This is a genomic window from Terrabacter sp. C0L_2, assembly GCF_036352015.1.
In the GTDB taxonomy this organism is placed as follows: Bacteria; Actinomycetota; Actinomycetes; order Actinomycetales; family Dermatophilaceae; genus Terrabacter; species Terrabacter tumescens.
In genome coordinates this window covers 769,839-785,803 of record NZ_CP143557.1, presented here as the reverse complement: position 1 = coordinate 785,803, position 15,965 = coordinate 769,839, and the positions used below count along the sequence as shown (strand labels likewise).

The 15,965-nt window shown below is 71.1% G+C and carries 11 protein-coding genes; 6 read left to right on the top strand and 5 right to left on the bottom strand.

Translation table 11 applies throughout. From position 1 onward, the window contains the following. Nucleotides 1-25 precede the first annotated feature (25 nt). From U5C87_RS03665 to U5C87_RS03650, 4 genes are all read right to left on the bottom strand, one after another. On the bottom strand, nt 26-2,818 hold the full coding sequence (locus tag U5C87_RS03665) for a hypothetical protein (protein WP_330475289.1): 2,793 nt from the start codon (nt 2,816-2,818) through the stop codon (nt 26-28). A gap of 111 nt (nt 2,819-2,929) precedes the next feature. Then, nucleotides 2,930-3,319 carry a tautomerase family protein gene (locus tag U5C87_RS03660; RefSeq protein ID WP_330475288.1) on the bottom strand — a complete coding sequence of 130 codons (390 nt, stop codon included), beginning with the start codon at nt 3,317-3,319 and terminating at the stop codon, nt 2,930-2,932. 169 nt (nt 3,320-3,488) lie between these two features. Beyond that, the gene (locus tag U5C87_RS03655; RefSeq protein ID WP_330475287.1) at nt 3,489-5,162 is read right to left on the bottom strand and encodes an HNH endonuclease signature motif containing protein; all 1,674 of its coding nucleotides are present in this window, start codon (nt 5,160-5,162) and stop codon (nt 3,489-3,491) included. Between the two features lie 109 nt (nt 5,163-5,271). Then, nucleotides 5,272-5,637, bottom strand: a complete 366-nt coding sequence (locus tag U5C87_RS03650; RefSeq protein WP_330475286.1) for a hypothetical protein — start codon at nt 5,635-5,637, stop codon at nt 5,272-5,274. A 76-nt stretch (nt 5,638-5,713) separates the two neighbouring features. Between U5C87_RS03650 and U5C87_RS03645 the strand changes: the two genes are divergently transcribed. Continuing rightward, complete coding sequence (locus U5C87_RS03645) at nt 5,714-8,947, top strand: fibronectin type III domain-containing protein (protein WP_330475285.1); 3,234 nt, start codon at nt 5,714-5,716, stop codon at nt 8,945-8,947. Between the two features lie 65 nt (nt 8,948-9,012). Further along, nucleotides 9,013-10,224: a glycosyltransferase gene (locus U5C87_RS03640; RefSeq protein ID WP_330475284.1), complete on the top strand. Its 1,212-nt coding sequence runs from the start codon at nt 9,013-9,015 to the stop codon at nt 10,222-10,224. Nucleotides 10,225-10,231: 7 nt separating this feature from the next. On the opposite strand, the gene U5C87_RS03635 is transcribed toward U5C87_RS03640, so the two are convergent. Continuing rightward, on the bottom strand, nt 10,232-11,254 hold the full coding sequence (locus tag U5C87_RS03635; RefSeq protein ID WP_330475283.1) for a LacI family DNA-binding transcriptional regulator: 1,023 nt from the start codon (nt 11,252-11,254) through the stop codon (nt 10,232-10,234). A gap of 223 nt (nt 11,255-11,477) precedes the next feature. Here U5C87_RS03635 and U5C87_RS03630 point away from each other — a divergent pair, with 223 nt between their 5' ends. The 4 genes from U5C87_RS03630 to U5C87_RS03615 are packed head-to-tail and all read left to right on the top strand — an operon-like array spanning nt 11,478 to nt 15,718. Continuing rightward, nucleotides 11,478-12,770, top strand: coding sequence for an ABC transporter substrate-binding protein (locus tag U5C87_RS03630; RefSeq protein ID WP_330475282.1), 1,293 nt, complete (start codon nt 11,478-11,480; stop codon nt 12,768-12,770). 9 nt (nt 12,771-12,779) lie between these two features. After that, nucleotides 12,780-13,766, top strand: coding sequence for a carbohydrate ABC transporter permease (locus U5C87_RS03625; RefSeq protein ID WP_443082097.1), 987 nt, complete (start codon nt 12,780-12,782; stop codon nt 13,764-13,766). After that, nucleotides 13,763-14,737 (top strand): carbohydrate ABC transporter permease, encoded by a 975-nt coding sequence (locus tag U5C87_RS03620; protein ID WP_443082096.1) that lies wholly within the window; start codon nt 13,763-13,765, stop codon nt 14,735-14,737. The genes U5C87_RS03625 and U5C87_RS03620 overlap by 4 nt, the downstream gene beginning before the upstream one ends. A 3-nt stretch (nt 14,738-14,740) precedes the next feature. Continuing rightward, the gene (locus tag U5C87_RS03615) at nt 14,741-15,718 is read left to right on the top strand and encodes a glycosyl hydrolase family 32 (protein WP_330475280.1); all 978 of its coding nucleotides are present in this window, start codon (nt 14,741-14,743) and stop codon (nt 15,716-15,718) included. Nucleotides 15,719-15,965: the final 247 nt, after the last annotated feature.

Genomic DNA, 15,965 nt, shown 5'->3' with positions numbered 1-15,965 from the left:
GACGAGGTGGGGGTGGCGGTGAGCGTCAGGTCGACACGGGTGCGCCGATGTCGACGCGGACGGTGGCGATCTGCCACGGGCGCAACGGGAGGCGGGCGCGACCATCCGCGACCACGGGGAGGTCGGCCGCGTCGCCGAGCTCGACGGGCCGGCCGAAACCGTCGACGGCGAGGCCCGCAGTGACCGGGACGGCGTCGGAACCCAGCACCGCGACGGTGGGCTGGTCCGAGCTGTTGACGACCCGCACCTCGACGGCGGTGTCGGCGTCCGCGCGACGCCGGAGCGACACGAGCTGGACGCCGGCACCGAGCAGGCTCAGGCCCTCGATCGACGGCAGCGGGCCGCCCACGGGACCGGTGCCAGGGGCCACGACCACGGGGTGGAGGTAGGCCTCGGTCGCCTCAGCCACCCCCGCAGCCGCCCACGAGTTCCGGTGCGGCATCACCGCGAGGGACAGGTGGCAGGGGCCGAGCACCTGCGCCTCGGGCGTCGGCAGCTGCGGTCCGGCCGGTTCGCTGCGGTAGGGGTGCACGTTGCGGCTGAGGTAGCCGATGGCTCGCAGCGCCGTGACGGCGATCTCGGTGCCACCATCCTGCGAGTCGACGACCTCGTACTCCACCGTGCGGCCGAGCAGGACCGCGACATCTCCCGCGTCGACGAAGCGCTCGGCCGGGAAGGTCGGCAGCGGGTGCTCGCCCACCGGACCTGCCTCAGCGGTGCGGCCACGCTCGACGACGGCGAGCTGGCCCTGGGCGTGCGACACTGTCGCCGGCTCGGCGGTCGGGACGTGCAGGCGCAGCCGGTGGTCGCGGGTGACGTTCTGCCAGTCGAGGCGGAGTCGAACGAAAGGCTCGCCGGCGCGGAGCTCGACGTGCATCGCCACCGTGGTGGGCTCCGTCTCATCCGACCGCCCGGCGAGGTAGCTCGTGACGGGCAGGTCGTAGCGGCGGTCGACGCGGAGGCTCCCGACCACCGGTCCCTCGCTGCTCAGCGCCGTCACCGACACCTGGGTCGGCTCGCTGACGAGCACGTCGTGCGCCGGCGGTGCGTAGTTGTAGGAGTCGCCGGGGTCGCCTCCGTCGACGAGCCGGCCGACTCCGCAGAGGGTGACGCCGTCCGCAGTGACCGTCAGAGTGCCGTCGGTGTCGACGCGGACCTGGACGAGACCGTTGTCGAGCACGCGCCCGCCCCGGCGTATGCCGTGTGGCCCGATCGCGTCCGTCGGTTCGGTACGCGTCAGCTCACCCACGCGGATGGCCGTCCAGCCGAGGGCTGGGGTCGGGATGACCGCGGCCAGGCGGCGTCGCGGCTCGTCGGCAGTGACGACGTCCCATACTGCGTCAGGCCCGGACTCTGCTGCGGCAGTGCTCAGCTGGGCTTCAGCGGCGATCGCGTCGAAGTCGGGGTCACCGTGGTCGGCGAGGTGGAAGGTCAGGCGGCGCTCGCCGGGGGCGAGCTCGATGCGGCTCATCTGCAGGCCGAACAGCTCGCGGTCGTGCACGCGGTGCATGAGCCGCGGCAGGTCCGCCGCCGCGACCGTCTCCCGAGCCAGCTCGACCGGCGGGCGTGAGACCTCCTGCGCCGGGACCACCCGGCCGCTGGGCAGCTCGAAGCCGACCTCGGCCCACTGCTCCGGCACCGGCAGGGTCAGCTCGATGACGTCGTCACGCTGCGCGGCAAGCGGGTTCGCGACGACGACGGACTCGGCCGGGCTCAGCGCCTGGGCCCAGGCCAGCGCGCGGTCACGCACTGCCTGAGCTGCGTGCTCGCCCTCTTGCAGCCGTGCCAGGACCTGGACGGCGGTCTCGTCGACGCCGCACCCGGTCACGGAGTCGTGGCACGAGGAGTCGACGACCCGCCGCCACGCCATCGCCAGGTAGTGCGCCGGCAGCGCCTTCAGGTGCAGCGCCGCGAAGGGCTCGGCGTAGCGGGTCAGCAGCCTCTCGGTGCGGGCCATGGCCTCCTTGAGGTGCCACCTCACCGACAGGACGCCGGGCAGGATGTTGGCACGGGCGTGGCTGCGCAGCTCGCCGTCGACGACGCGCAGCTCCTCGCGCGGGTGCCGGGCCTCGGCGAGGTAGTCGGTCAGCGTCGCGACCCGCACGCGCGGACCGTCCGGGTCGCTGTCGACCTCGGCAACCTCGCTCATGAGGGAGGGGAGCGGGGCGGCATGGTCGGTGCCGTACATCGCGAGGAAGTCCCCGGCATACCAGTGCGACTGGGTGGCGAGGCGAGCGGCGAGTCGCTCGGCAGCGGCGCCGCTGCCGAAGACGTCGGCCGCGTTGCCGTAGCTGTTGGCGAGGAACTCGGTGCGGATGCCGGTGCCGTCGGGGGAGCGCCACCAGAACTCGTGGCTGTCGACCTCGGCCGGGACGCCACGCCACACGACGGCCTGCTCGATGCCGACGTGGCGGAGCAGCTGAGGCATCTGCGCGCAGTGACCGAACATGTCGGGGAGGTAGCCGATCGGCATGACCGACCCGAGGCGCGAGGCGTCGGCCCAGCCGATCTCGAGGTTGCGGATTATCGTCTCGCCCGAGCAGAGGAACTCGTCCATGAGCACGCGCCACGGCCCGATCGCGAGCTGGCCGCGGGCGACGAGCGCACGGACGGCCTCGGTCTGCTCGGGCCGGACCTCGAGGTAGTCGTCGACCGCCGCCATCTGGCCGTCCATCGTGAAGCGGAAGTCCGGCTCGCGCTCGGCCCGGGCGACGACGTCGTCCATGAGGTCGACGAGGCGCAGGCGGAAGCGCTGGAACGGCTCGTACCACTCACGGTCCCAGTGCGTGTGGGGGACGAGCCACACCGTTGCGGTCATGGCTCACGATCATGTCAGCCGCAGTGCCTGTCGTCGTGGCGAGCAAGGCCCCGAGCCGGAAGCGAGTCGGAGGGAGATCGCGCTCGGGTCAGGGCTGGCCTGACGTTCGGTTCAGAGGTCGCCCTCGAGGAACTGGGCGCGGCCGAGCCCGAACGACCAGTCGGCGGGCCTGTTCTCGACGACGGAGATGACGAGGTCGGTCGGCGCGAGGCCGCAGCGTGCCTCGAGCTGGTCGGCGAGCGCGGCGTAGACGGCCTTCTTCTGCTGCTCGTCGCGGCCCTGCTGGGTGATCTGGATGACGACCACGTCGTCGGTGCGCTCGAAGCCGAGTCCGGTGTCGAGGGCGATGATGCGTCCGGGCCGGTGCTCGTGGATGACCTGGTAGCGGTCGCGCTCCGGAGCCGCGAAGTGCTCGACGAGGACGTCCTGGACGGTGTCGGCGAGGCGGCGGAGGTCGTCGTCGGACCGTCCTTCGATGACGTCGATGCGCACGAGTGGCATGGCAGCTCCTGAGGTGAGGGTGCTCCATACGTACCCGACGCTCCTGCGAGCGGCTCCCAGCATCCAGTCCCAGCGGCGAGCCCAGGCTGTCCCGTCCCAGCGTCCAATCCAGAGCCACGGGGCAGCGCGACGCCCCCGCCCGCGTGGGGCAGGGTGCGGGGCGCGCCGGTCAGGTGTGCCAGGTGACGCCGAGCGAGGTGACCGTCGCCGTGAGGTCGCGCTGATGGACCTCGGTGTGGTGCTTGCGGCACAGCAGCGCGCCGGTCTCGAGCGAGGTGGGTCCGCCGCGGCTCCAGTGGATCGTGTGGTGGACGTCGCACCACGTCGCGGGCACCGTGCAGCCCGCCCACGTGCACTCACGGTCGCGGGCGATGAGTGCCATCCGCTGCGCCCGGGTGTAGAGGCGCTCGCCGCGGCCGACGTCGAGCGGCTCGCTGTCGCCGCCCAGCACCATCGGGATGATCTCGGCGTCGCAGGCCATCCGGCGCACGACGCCCGGCGACAGCACGTCTCCCGACAGGGTGATGCCGGTGCCCGTGGCGCCCGCTGCGTCCTGACGTCGGAACGCTTCAGGGACGTCGTCGTGGAGGTCGGACCGGAGCGTCTCGAGGTCGATGAGGACGACGACCTTGGCCTTGTCGGTGGTGGCCACGCCGGCAGCCGAGGCGACGCCGCGCTGGACGATCTCGAGCAGCGCGTCCATGCGGCGCCGGGCCGGCGTGCGCTCGTCGGGCGCGATGGTGCGGCCCTTGTCGTCCTTCTCGGGGTGCGGGACGGAGAGCGGGTCGATGGCTGACTTGAGGATGGCGGCGCCCTCGGGGTCGAGCACGCCGCGCAGCCCGACCATCCCGGTGGCGTTGGGCTGGGTGAACCACAGCCCGCGGGCGTCGCGCCGGCCGCGGTCGAGGGCGTCCTCGTCTCGGGGCGGCCTGACCTGCTCGGTGTGGTGGCGCACGAGCCGGCCCAGCTCCTCGGGCCGCAGCTGCCGGGCCTGGTCGGTCAGGTCGTCGAGGGCGATGCGCAGGTCGTTCGGGTCGGCGACCGGAGCGGTGCGCGCGTCGAAGTCGACGATCTGGGCGGCGTTGCCGACGGTGACCTGCTGGGTGGTGACGAGCAGCCGCAGCCGGGACCAGCGCGGGTCGGCCAGCGCGGTGCCGACGGCCACGAACGACTTCGCCTGGCCGGCCGTCAACGAGGCGTCGTGGCTGCGCAGCCAGTCGGCGCGCGAGAGCCCGTCGGGCGCGTCGACGCCACGCGCCACGAGCTCGGAGACGACGTTGACGAGCATCACCTCGTGGTTGCGCCGCTGGCGCGCGATGAGCTCGGCCGCCGCAGTGAGGTCGGCGCTCGCATGATGGTCGAGGGCGAAGCCGACGAGCGCGTCGAGGGCAACCGCCTCGTGCCGGTCGCTGTCACCGGACGTGTCGTCGTGGGCGGCTGCCTGCTCCTCGACGGCCTCGATCCAGGCGGGGTCGTCGATCATCTCGCGCCACTCCGCCTCGGTGAGCGGTCGCATGGGGCCGGGGTCCAGCGCCTCGAGGCTCTCGGCCGACCACCCGGCCCACGGGCCGTGCGCGGCGGTGACCGGACGCGACTCGGGTGCGACCCGACGGGCACGCCCGCGACCCTTGCCTGTACCTGCACCTGCGCCTGCACCCGCACCTGCACCTGCGCCTGCGCCTGCACGTGCGGCCGCACAGCGGTCGTCCGTCGCAGTCGCAGGAGTCTCCGTGAAGCGCTCCCAGAAGTCGCGCGCAGACGTGCCGCCGGTGGTGCGCTGCCGCGCCTCCAGGTCGGCGAGCCGGCTCCTCAGGAGCTCGAGCACGTCTGCGTCCTCTGCCATGAAACGACACTACGGGCGACCACCGACAGTCCCCCGAGCGAGTCGCAGGCGCTCGGGGGCACCCCAAAACGGACGTCCCCGATCGGCCCCCGTCTCCGCCCCGGCGGCCCTATCCTTGGCCAGCCGCACCATGGTGGGCGGCTCGGAACAGGGGAACCATGCCCACTCTGCGTGCTGCCGTGGCTGCCGTCGCGGCGTCCTTGGCGTTGACCACCGTCGTCGCGTCGCCGTCCCCCGCAGGGTCGATGGCGATGGCGTATGCCGTCCCGCCCGCGGGTGCCCCCACCTCGCTGGGTGCCCCGTCGCCGAGCGTGTCACCGAGCGTCTCACCGAGCGTGTCACCGAGTGCCGGCTCGGTGGTGACCCCGTCGACGACCGGATCCGGGGCCGACGCGGCGAAGACCAGGCGTGAACGCTCCGGCACGGCGGACCCGACGCCCGCACTCTCGACCACCACGTCGTCTGCGACTCCCACGTCAAGCAACCTGAAAACCACTGCGCCGCAGAGTGACTCACCGAGCACGAGCGGGACCGCGGCACTGCCAGGTGCGATGCACGCCCTGCCCGCCCACCGCCTGCTCGACACGCGTTCGGGACTCGGCGCTCCCAAGGCACCGGTCGCGTCGGGCTCGGGCGTCTCGTTCCAGGTGGCCGGGCGCGAAGGCGTGCCCACGACGGGAGTCGGCGCCGTGGCCCTCACCATCACGGCCGTGTCACCGACGGGCGCAGGGTTCGTCACGGCATACGCAAGCGGTGAGGCGGTGCCGACGGCGTCGTCGCTCAACTACGCGACGGGCGACATCGCGGCCAACCTCGTGGTGACGCGGCTGTCGGCGGACGGGCGCGCGGAGCTGCACGTCGGCGGCTCGGGCTCGGTGCAGCTGCTCGCGGAGGTCGTCGGCTGGGTCGACGCGGGCGACGCGACCGAGCCGGGGGCATACGTCCCGCTGGCGCCGCAGCGGCTGCTCGACACGCGCAACGGCACGGGCGCCCCGAAGGGCATCCGCACCGGCGGCTCCACGGTGACGCTCCCGGTGGCCGGTCGCGGCGGCGTCCCGGCCGACGGCGCGGACGCGGTGCTTCTCAACGTCACGGCGACGGGCGGTACGGCGGCCGGCTACCTCACCGTGGCGCCGACCCTGACGGGTGCGGTGACGACCTCGAACCTCAACTACTCGACCGGTCAGGTTCGGGCGAACCTCGTGCTCGTGCCGCTGTCCGACGCGGGCACGGTCGACGTGCGCGTCACGAGCAGCGGCTCGGTGCACGCCGTCGCGGACGTCGTCGGCTGGTTGCGCGCCCGCACGCCGGGCGCCCCCGAGACGACCCTCGCCGACGGCATGACGACGGCCGTCGCACCAGTCCGCCTGCTCGACACGCGCACCGACGGCGGCGGACAGGTCTCGAACCATGGGTGGGCGTCCGTCGTGGTGACGGGCAAGGGCGGCGTTCCGTCGAGCAACGTGCACGCCGTGCTGCTCAACGTGACGGCGACGCGGGCGACCGCACAGGGACGGGTCAGCGTGCTGCCCTCCGTGAGCAACATGCCGACCGGCTCGCAGGTGCAGTTCACCAAGGGGCGCAACGACGCGAACCTCGTGCTGGCGCCGGTCGGGGCGGAGGGCTACGTCTCCCTGATCGTGCAGTCGTCGGGGTCGGTCGACCTCGTCGCGGACGTCGTCGGCTACGTCAACGGACCACCGGTGGACAGCATCGGCCCCGGCCCGCTGACCTCGTTCGTCATGACGCAGCCGACGCGGACGTCCGTGACGCTGACGTGGCAGAACCCCACCGATGCCGACTTCGCGGGTGTCACGATCCGCCGCGTCGTCGACGGCCCCGCGACCGGTGACATCTGGGAGGGCAGTGTCGTCGCGGAGACGACGGGCACGAGCTTCACCGACACCAACCTGACGCCGGGCACGACGTACGGCTACTCGCTGTGGCCGCACGACGCGTTCCCCAACATCTACTCGGGCACGACGGCCTCGGCGACGACGACCCCGCTGACGTGGGAGACACCGGCGCGCGTCGCGCCCTTCGTCGGCTCCCCGCAGGCACTGTCGTGCGTCGGCACCTCGTGGTGCCTGGCGGGCGACTCCTCGGGGCAGGTGCTCACCTGGAACGGCTCGGCCTGGAGCGCGCCCAAGCGGGCGCTCGCCGTCGCCGACGGCGACGAGGACGGCGGCTTCGGCACGCTGTCGTGCGTGTCGACGTCGTTCTGCATGGCGGTCGCCGGCCACGGAGGCGTCGTGACGTACCGGTCCGGCGTGTGGAGCGCCGTCTCGCGGCTGAAGACCTCGGCAGGTGGGTCCATCACGCTGACGAGCGCCGACTGCACCTCGACGACGTTCTGCGTCGCCGTCGGCCAGGCCGACGACTGGAGCGCGTGGGTGGCCCGCTTCAACGGCACGTCGTGGACGACCCCGGCGAAGCTCAGCGGGTCGGCGTCGCGGGTCGACTGCGTGTCGTCGACGTTCTGCATGGCCGTGGGTCAGGACATGAGCTCCGTCGGGTGGGCCGCGCGGTGGAACGGCAGCGCGTGGATGTCGACGAGGATCCAGCCGGCCGGCTCCTCGACGTACGACGTGGCGTGCACGAGCGCGTCGTTCTGCATGGTGACCTCGGGCGGTGGGCGCTCGGTCCGCTGGAACGGGTCGACCTGGACCACGGTGGCAGGGCTCGACCCGAACAACCGCTTCGACGGGGTGCGGGTGTCGTGCACCTCGGCGACGTTCTGCATGACCGTCGACACCATGGCCTCCGAATGGTCCCGGTGGAACGGCTCGTCGTGGACCAGGCCCGCGAGGATGGCGCCGATCTGGGGCTTCGCGCTGGCGTGCCGTGGGGCGACCTGTCTCGGGGTCGACAGCCGGGGCCGCTACACACGCTTCAACGGCACGTCGTGGGGCAGCCTCGCGACCTTCGACGTGACCCGCGGCGGCATCATGGACCTCTCGTGCGGAGCCGCCGGCAGCTGCCTGGCGACGGACGGTCGCGGCAAGGCCTACCGGCTGACCGGGTCGACGTGGGGCGGGGCGGTCTCCATCTCTGGGCGCCGTGACACCGCCGCGTGCGCGGGGACGACATGGTGCCTGACGACCTCGCCCGAGCAGGAGACGTGGCGCACCCTGAGCGGGACGACGTGGTCGCCGGACACCGCTGCTGCTGCCACGCCCAGGGGTCTCGGCGAGCCCGAGTGCCCGGTGGCCGGCTGGTGCGTGGCCTTCGACAGCATCGGCCGCGTGACCACCTTCAACGGCTCGTCGTGGAGCGCGCCCACGTCCGTCTTCTCCACCCCCAACGCGGCGGGCTGGACCGACGTCGACTGTTTGAGCAGGACGTTCTGCCTGGCCGTCAACGGGGTCAACGGCTACTGGTCGAAGTGGAACGGCTCGACCTGGTCGGCCCCCAAGGACCTCGTCGCCGGCAGCGACCGGAGCGCCGTCGTGTCGTGCGCGACGACGACGATGTGCCTCGCCGTCGACGAGGGTGGGTCCGCGGTGCGCTTCGACGGCACGAGCTGGAGACCGGTGCCGCCGTCCCAGACGTACGACCTCTCGAACGTGGTCGACCTCGCCTGCCCCGTCACGACCTTCTGCGCGGCCCTGCTCCACGACGGCTCGGTCGCGAGCTTCAACGGGGCCTCGTGGAACCAGGCTGCGCAGGAGACCGGCCTCTACGGGGTGTCGGGGAAGCCGTTCGACGAGCTGCGCAAGCTCGAGTGCACATCGACGTATGCGTGTGTCGTGGCAGGTCAGGTCAAGGTCGTCACGTCGCACTGACCTTCCGTCCCCCGGGGTGCCGGCGTTTCGCCTCGGGGGCCGCCGGCCGGTGGGATCGTGGAGCGATGAGGGTGCTCTTCGCGGCGCTGCCCGCGCACGGACACACCTATCCGCTCGTGCCGCTCGCGACGGCGTTCCAGGGCCTGGGCGCCGACGTCCTCTTCGCCACGGGGTCGCAGTTCGAGGGTCGGCTGCCCGTGCCGACCGTCCTCGGTGCCGAGCCGGGCTGGCGCTTCGCGGACGCGCACGCCGAGGCCTTCTCGACGATGCCCAAGGGCCGGCCGCCGACCGACGACTTCGCGCGTGTGCTCTTCGTCGAGGCCGCGGCCCCGCACCTGCTCGAGCCGACCTGCGCGGTGGCCGAGGAGTGGCGGCCTGACCTCGTCGTCGTCGAGCAGACCGACGTGGCCGGCATCGTCGCCGCGCGGCGGATCGGGGTGCCGACGGCGGTCTTCAGCGTCGTCGGGTGGGGGCCGCGCTGGGACGGCGTGTATGCCGCGGCGCTGGAGCGGTGGGGAGCCGAGCTGCGCGGCACGGACGGCTCACCGGTCAGCTCGGTCGGCGAGGCGGCGGACGTCTATCTCGAGGCGCACCCCGCGTTCCTGCGCGTGGCGGGGGAGGGCTCCGACGACGCGGCGTTCGGCTCGCACCCGCCCTTCCCGACGCGCGAGATCGCACCGCACGCGTGGTCGGAGCCCGGCCCGCGGGTGCCGGACTGGCTGACGAGAGAACGGCGCCCGGACGATGCGCCGCGGGTGCTGCTGACGCTGGGGACGATCTTCGGCAACAGCGAGAAGCTGCTCGCCGTGGCCGACGAGGTGGTGGCTGCCGGCTGCGAGGTGCTCGTCGTCACCGGTCGCCCCGGATCGGCTGACGAGGTCGGCCACGAGCACCCGTCGGTGCACGTCGAGTCGTTCGTCGACCAGGTGGCGGTGCTCGGACACGTCGACCTCGTCGTGCACCACGGCGGCTCGGGGACCGTGCTCGGCGCCGTCCAGCACGGGCTGCCGCAGGTCGTCGTGCCCCAGGGCGCCGACCAGTTCTGGAACGGCAACCGCCTCGTCGAGCAGGGCGCGGCGCGCGTCGTCCTTCCCGGCGCCGCACCGGGCAGCGTCCGCGACGCGGTGACCGCGCTCGTCGATCCCGCTGCACCGGAAAGGGCTGCCGCCCAACAACTTCGGGCTCAGCTGGACCGGCTGCCCCACCCCGACGAGGTGGCGGCCGACCTCATGCGCCGTTGGGCGCCTCGAGCCGACGAGAGCGCCGACCGACCGTAGGAGTCGGTCAGGTGAGGGACCGGATGGACTCGCGCACCTGGAGCGGCATCTCCACGAGGCGCTCGCCCGGCGACTCCTCGGGCTGGAGCAGCAGCTCGAGAGCCTGTCGCCCCATCTGCTCGTAGGGCAGCCGCGCGGTCGTCAGCGCCGGCCGCATGTAGGAGGCGATCTCGTCGTCGTCGAACGAGGCGATGGACACGTCGTCGGGCACCCGCAGGCCGCGCTCCGTCAACGCCTGGTGGGCGCCGAATGCGACGCGGTCGTTGAGGCAGAGCAGCGCCGTGACCGGAGCGTCGGACTCGAGGACCCGCTTCGTGGCGTCGTAGCCGTTCCACGGCTCCCAGAACTCGATGTCCTCCACGGCGACTGGGCTCACGCCGGATTCGTCGAGCGCTCGCTGGATCCCCGTGAAGCGCCGGTTGATCGTGACCGACACCCGCGGATCCGACCGGGCGACAGGGGCGTTGCCGATGATGGCCAACCCTGCAGCATGGCCGGCGTCGAGGAGCTGGCGGGTGACGGCATACCCGGCCTGCTCCTCGTCGGGGAGGACCGCGACAGGCACTTCAGGGTTGACGCAGTTGACGGTGACCGCGCGCATGCCCGCCGGCAGCGGTGGGAGGTCGACGAGCCGAGCCGAGAGCGCGCCGAAGATGAGGCCGTCGACCTGGCGGTCGACCATGGCCTCCATGGCCTTGCGCAGCTGCTTGGGGTGCTTGAAGGTCTCGGCGATGAGGACGCCCCGGTCCTGCTCGTCGGCGGCGTCGAGCAGCCCGCGGATCATGGGTGAGGCGAAGCGGGTGACCGTCACGTCGTCGGAGATGAAGCCGACGGTGCCTGTGGTGCCGAGCCGCAGCGACCGTGCCTGGGCGTTGGGGCGGTAGTCGAGCTCGCGCGCGGCCTCGTGGATGCGGGCGACCGCATCGTCGGACAGGCGCGAGCCGGGGCGGTTGTTGAGCACGAGGCTCACCGCGGTCTTGGACATGCCCGCTCGCGCGGCGACGTCGGCGAGCGTCGGTCGCTTGTTCACTGTGATCGGTCCCTTCGCGTCGCGTCGTCGCGACAGTGCGTATGCCGTGTGGCCCCTGCCCGCGGCACCCGGCGTCAGCCTACCCCACGGTAGCGACGTCGATTTCGCATCACCGCTGGTGAAAAGGATTTAGCAACCTCTTGCGCGATCGGCGCCCAAGGCTCTACGGTCTCGTGCTGAAAGGTTTTAGCACTGGCGCTGACCTTCCCACCACGGAGGACCGATGAAGCTCACCACCACCAAGCGCGTCGCCGTCGGCCTGCTGGCCGCGGCGCTGCCCCTGTCCATGGCCGCCTGCACCAAGGGCAGCAGCTCCAGCTCCGGCGGCGCCGGTGGCGAGCTGACGATGTGGACGCACAACGCCGGCAACAAGGCCGAGCTCGCTGCGATCACGAACATCGTGAACGACTACAACAAGAGCCAGAGCAAGTACAAGGTCACGATCCAGGCCTTCCCGCAGGACTCCTACAACCAGTCCGTCGTCGCGGCCGCGGCCTCCAAGAAGCTCCCGTGCATCCTCGACATCGACGGCCCGAACGTGCCCAACTGGGCCTGGGCCGGCTACCTCGCCCCGCTCGAGGGCATGGACGACACCCTGTCGAAGTACCTGCCGACCGTCCTCGGCAAGTTCGACAATAAGACGTACTCCTACGGCTACTACGACGTCGCGCTCGTCATGGTCACGCGCAAGTCGATCCTCGACAAGTACGGCATCCGCGTCCCGACCGTCGACCAGCCGTGGACCAAGGACGAGTTCACCGCGGCGCTGAAGAAGCTCAAGGCATCGGGCGACTTCGCGAACCCGCTCGACATCGCGACGAGCTTCACCGGCGAGTGGTGGCCCTACGCGTACTCCCCGATGCTCCAGAGCTTCGGTGGCGACCTCATCAACCGCACCGACTACAAGAGCGCCGACGGCGCCCTCAACGGCCCCAAGGCCGTCGAGTGGGCCACGTGGTTCCGCAGCCTCGTCACCGACGGGCTCGTGCCGCTCAAGTCCGGCGCCGACCCGGCGAAGGACTTCATCAACGGCAAGTCCGCGATCCTCTACAACGGCACGTGGACCGCGGTCGACACCCGCAAGGCCTTCGGCAAGGACACCCTCTTCCTCCCGCCGCCGGACCTCGGCACCGGGCCGAAGATCGGTGGCGGCTCGTGGCAGTGGGGCATCTCGCAGAACTGCTCCGACCAGGCCGGCGCGCTCGACTACATGAAGTTCGCGGCGCAGGACAAGTACGTCGCGAGCGTCGCCCGCGACACGAACAACATCCCGGCCACCGACGCCGCCGCGGCCCAGGTCAAGGGCTACGAGAAGGGCGGGGAGAACCAGCTCTTCCTCGAGTACGCGAAGAAGTTCGCCGTGCTGCGCCCCGTGACGCCGGGCTACCCGTTCATCGCGACGGAGTTCACCAAGACGGCGCAGGACATCCTCAACGGCGCGGACCCGAAGCAGGCCCTCGACCAGGCCGTGAAGGACATCGACGCCAACCAGAAGTCCAACGGCTACTTCCAGTGAGTGACTGACATGACGACCATCACTGCGGCCGAGGACGCCTCGGCGGCGACGACGCGAAGGGGCCGGCGGCGCAAGGGCGCCGCCGGCACCCCCGGGACGCCCGGCTCCGCCGGCAGGTCCGTCAGCGGCTCGCGCTCCTCGACGACGACGGCGCTGCTCATGCTGCTGCCGGCGGGGATCCTGCTCATCACGTTCCTGCTCATCCCGATCGGCCTCACCTTCGGGCTGGCGTTCACCAACGCGCGGCTCATCAGCCCGCGGCCGGCGGAGTTCATCGGCGTCGACAACTTCGTGCGCCTCTTCGAGGACGACACGTTCTGGGCGTCGCTGCGCAACACGATCATCTTCGCGGCGGTCATCGTGCCGGTGCAGTCGGCGTGCGCGCTCGGGCTGGCGCTGCTCGTCAACGTCAAGATGCGCGGGGTCAACTTCTTCCGCACCGTCTACTTCCTGCCGGTCGTGACGTCGATGGTCGTCGTGTCGATGCTGTGGCTGTTCATGTACCAGAAGAACGGCCTCATCAACCAGGTGCTGCTGAAGTTCGGCATCGACGGGCCCGACTGGCTCGGCGACCCGCACACGGCGCTACTCGCGATCATCCTCATGTCGGCGTGGCAGGCGATGGGCTTCCACATGGTCATCTGGCTCTCGGGGCTGCAGACGATCCCCGGCGAGCTCTACGAGGCGTCCGAGCTCGACGGCGCCGGCACGTGGGAGAAGTTCCGCTACATCACGTGGCCCGGGCTGCGGGCGACGCGGACCTTCATCCTCATCACGATCACGATCTCGGCGTTCGCGCTCTTCACCCAGGTCAACATCATGACCCAGGGCGGCCCGCTCGACTCGACGTCGACGGTCGTGCTCATGGCGGTGCGCACCGGCTTCCAGCAGCAGCAGACCGGCTACGCCTCGGCGATCTCGCTCGTCTTCTTCGTGCTCGTGCTCGCCGTCACCCTCGTCAACCGCTACTTCACCCGAGACAAGGACGCGCGATGAGCACCGCCACCGCACCGGACTTCGGCCGGGGTCCCAGCTCGGGCCTCGGGTCGGACCACCTCGCGCACGTCGCCGACCCGACCACGACGGCACCGCGCCGTGGGGACTCGGGACGACACGGCATACGCAAGCCTCTCGGCGTGCTCGCCCGCATCGTGCTCTGCCTCGTGTTCGGGCTGCCCCTGCTGTTCATGTTCGTCAGCAGCTTCAAGCCGGACCTGCAGATCTTCGACGACCTCGGCAGCTGGAAGGCGTTCCTGCCCGTCGGCGACATCTCTGCTGACAACTACACGGGCGTCTTCGGGCGAGTTCCCTTCGCGCAGTTCATGATGAACTCCGTCATCATCACCGTCGTCACGGTGGTGCTCGGAATCGTCGTCAACTCGATGGCGGCGTTCGCCCTGGCGCGCATCGGTTTCCGCGGCGCGGGCGCGGTGCTCGGCATCATCCTCGCGACGCTGATCGTGCCGTTCGAGACGCTCGCGCTGCCGCTGCTGTGGTGGTCCAACAAGCTGCCCTTCCTCGGGCCGGACGGCTTCAGCGAGGGCTGGCTCGACACCTACCAGGTGCAGATCGTGCCGTTCATCGCCAACGCCTTCTCGATCTTCCTCTTCTACCAGTACTTCGACTCGATCCCGAAGGAGCTCGACGAGGCGGCGAAGGTCGACGGCGCGGGGTGGTTCCGCATCTACCGCAGCATCGTCATGCCGCTGTCGGGGCCGGCCGTCGCGACGGTCGCGATCCTCACCTTCCTGCCGATGTGGAACCAGTACCTCTGGCCGCTCATGTCGGTGCAGACCGAGGAGTTGCGGCCGGTCATGGTCGGCATCGACTACTTCAAGCAGCTCAACACCTCGTGGGGGCAGATCATGGCGTACGCGTCGATGATCACCGCGCCCGTGCTGGTTTTGTTTGTGGCTTTCCAGCGATCGTTCATCAACTCCATCGCCTCCTCCGGCGTGAAAGGCTGACTCGTGTTCAAGCTCCCCGAGGCGTGGGTGTGGGACTTCTGGACCGTCGACGACGGCGAGCAATACCACCTGTTCTTCCTCTACGCGTCGCGTGCTCTCAAGGACCCGCACGCTCGGCACTACCGGGCGTCGGTCGGTCACGCGGTGTCGTCCGACCTCGTCCACTGGGAGCGAGTGGTTGACGCGCTCGTGCGCTCGGACGCGCCGGCCTTCGACGAGCTCGCGACGTGGACCGGGTCGGTCGTGCGGCACCCGGACGGGCGCTGGTTCATGTTCTACACGGGAGCGCGCCTCAACGAGGTGGGCGCGAACGTGCAGTCGATCGGGTATGCCGTGTCGGCCGACCTCATGACGTGGGACAAGGCGCCGGGGCCGGTGCTGTCGGCCGACCCGCGGTGGTACGAGACCTTCGCCGACGGGAACTGGCACGACGAGGCGTTCCGCGACCCCTGGGTGCTGCCTGACCCGGACGGGGACGGCTGGCACATGCTCATCACGGCGCGCGCCAACCACGGCGATGTCGTGGACCGTGGCGTGGTCGGGCACGCGTGGTCGGCCGACCTGGAGACCTGGGAGCTGCGGGAGCCGCTCTCGTCACCGGGGCAGGGGTTCGGGCAGCTCGAGGTGCTGCAGCCCTTCGTCGTCGACGGCCGCGACGTGCTGCTCTTCAACTGCATGGTCGGTGACATGCCGGAGGCCGCTCGGGCCGGTGGGGTGACGGGCGGCGTGTGGATCGCGGATGCGAAGTCGCCCCTCGGGCCCTACGACATCGCCGGCGCCCAGGTCATCGACGACCCGTCCCTCTACGTCGGCAAGTTCGTCACCGAGCGAGAGACGGGGGACACGAAGCTGCTCGCGTTCGTGCACGACCGCGACGGCGCCTTCGTCGGCGAGATCACCGATCCGTATGCGGTGTCTTGGGACGGTGACCGGCTGGCGCTCACGCCTTCGCAGAGTCCCGGGCACGCGGCGAGCAACTGAGGCGCGCTGCGCCGCAGTTTGCGACCGCTGCCGGACCGCAACTGACGAGCGCTCCCGTGTCATAGCGGCCCGACGGGCTCCCACGGATAGGCCCGCACGCCGCACCAGTCACTCATGCTGTCAGCACACCCGCGCTTCGATCAGTGCGCATCGCGCCCCCGAGTTCTCCCGCAGATGCCGAAGCTCGCTCGCCGGCAGACCGAGCTGAAAAAGCTGCCAGTGTGCTGCACTACAGTCTGCGGTCCGT

Excerpts from the sequence above, each read along its gene's own strand:
- U5C87_RS03665 (WP_330475289.1), bottom strand. The coding sequence starts at position 2,818 with ATGACCGCAACGGTGTGGCTCGTCCCCCACACGCACTGGGACCGTGAG.
- U5C87_RS03660 (WP_330475288.1), bottom strand. The coding sequence starts at position 3,319 with ATGCCACTCGTGCGCATCGACGTCATCGAAGGACGGTCCGACGACGAC.
- U5C87_RS03655 (WP_330475287.1), bottom strand. The coding sequence starts at position 5,162 with ATGGCAGAGGACGCAGACGTGCTCGAGCTCCTGAGGAGCCGGCTCGCC.
- U5C87_RS03645 (WP_330475285.1), top strand. The coding sequence starts at position 5,714 with ATGCACGCCCTGCCCGCCCACCGCCTGCTCGACACGCGTTCGGGACTC.
- U5C87_RS03640 (WP_330475284.1), top strand. The coding sequence starts at position 9,013 with ATGAGGGTGCTCTTCGCGGCGCTGCCCGCGCACGGACACACCTATCCG.
- U5C87_RS03630 (WP_330475282.1), top strand. The coding sequence starts at position 11,478 with ATGAAGCTCACCACCACCAAGCGCGTCGCCGTCGGCCTGCTGGCCGCG.
- U5C87_RS03625 (WP_443082097.1), top strand. The coding sequence starts at position 12,780 with ATGACGACCATCACTGCGGCCGAGGACGCCTCGGCGGCGACGACGCGA.
- U5C87_RS03620 (WP_443082096.1), top strand. The coding sequence starts at position 13,763 with ATGAGCACCGCCACCGCACCGGACTTCGGCCGGGGTCCCAGCTCGGGC.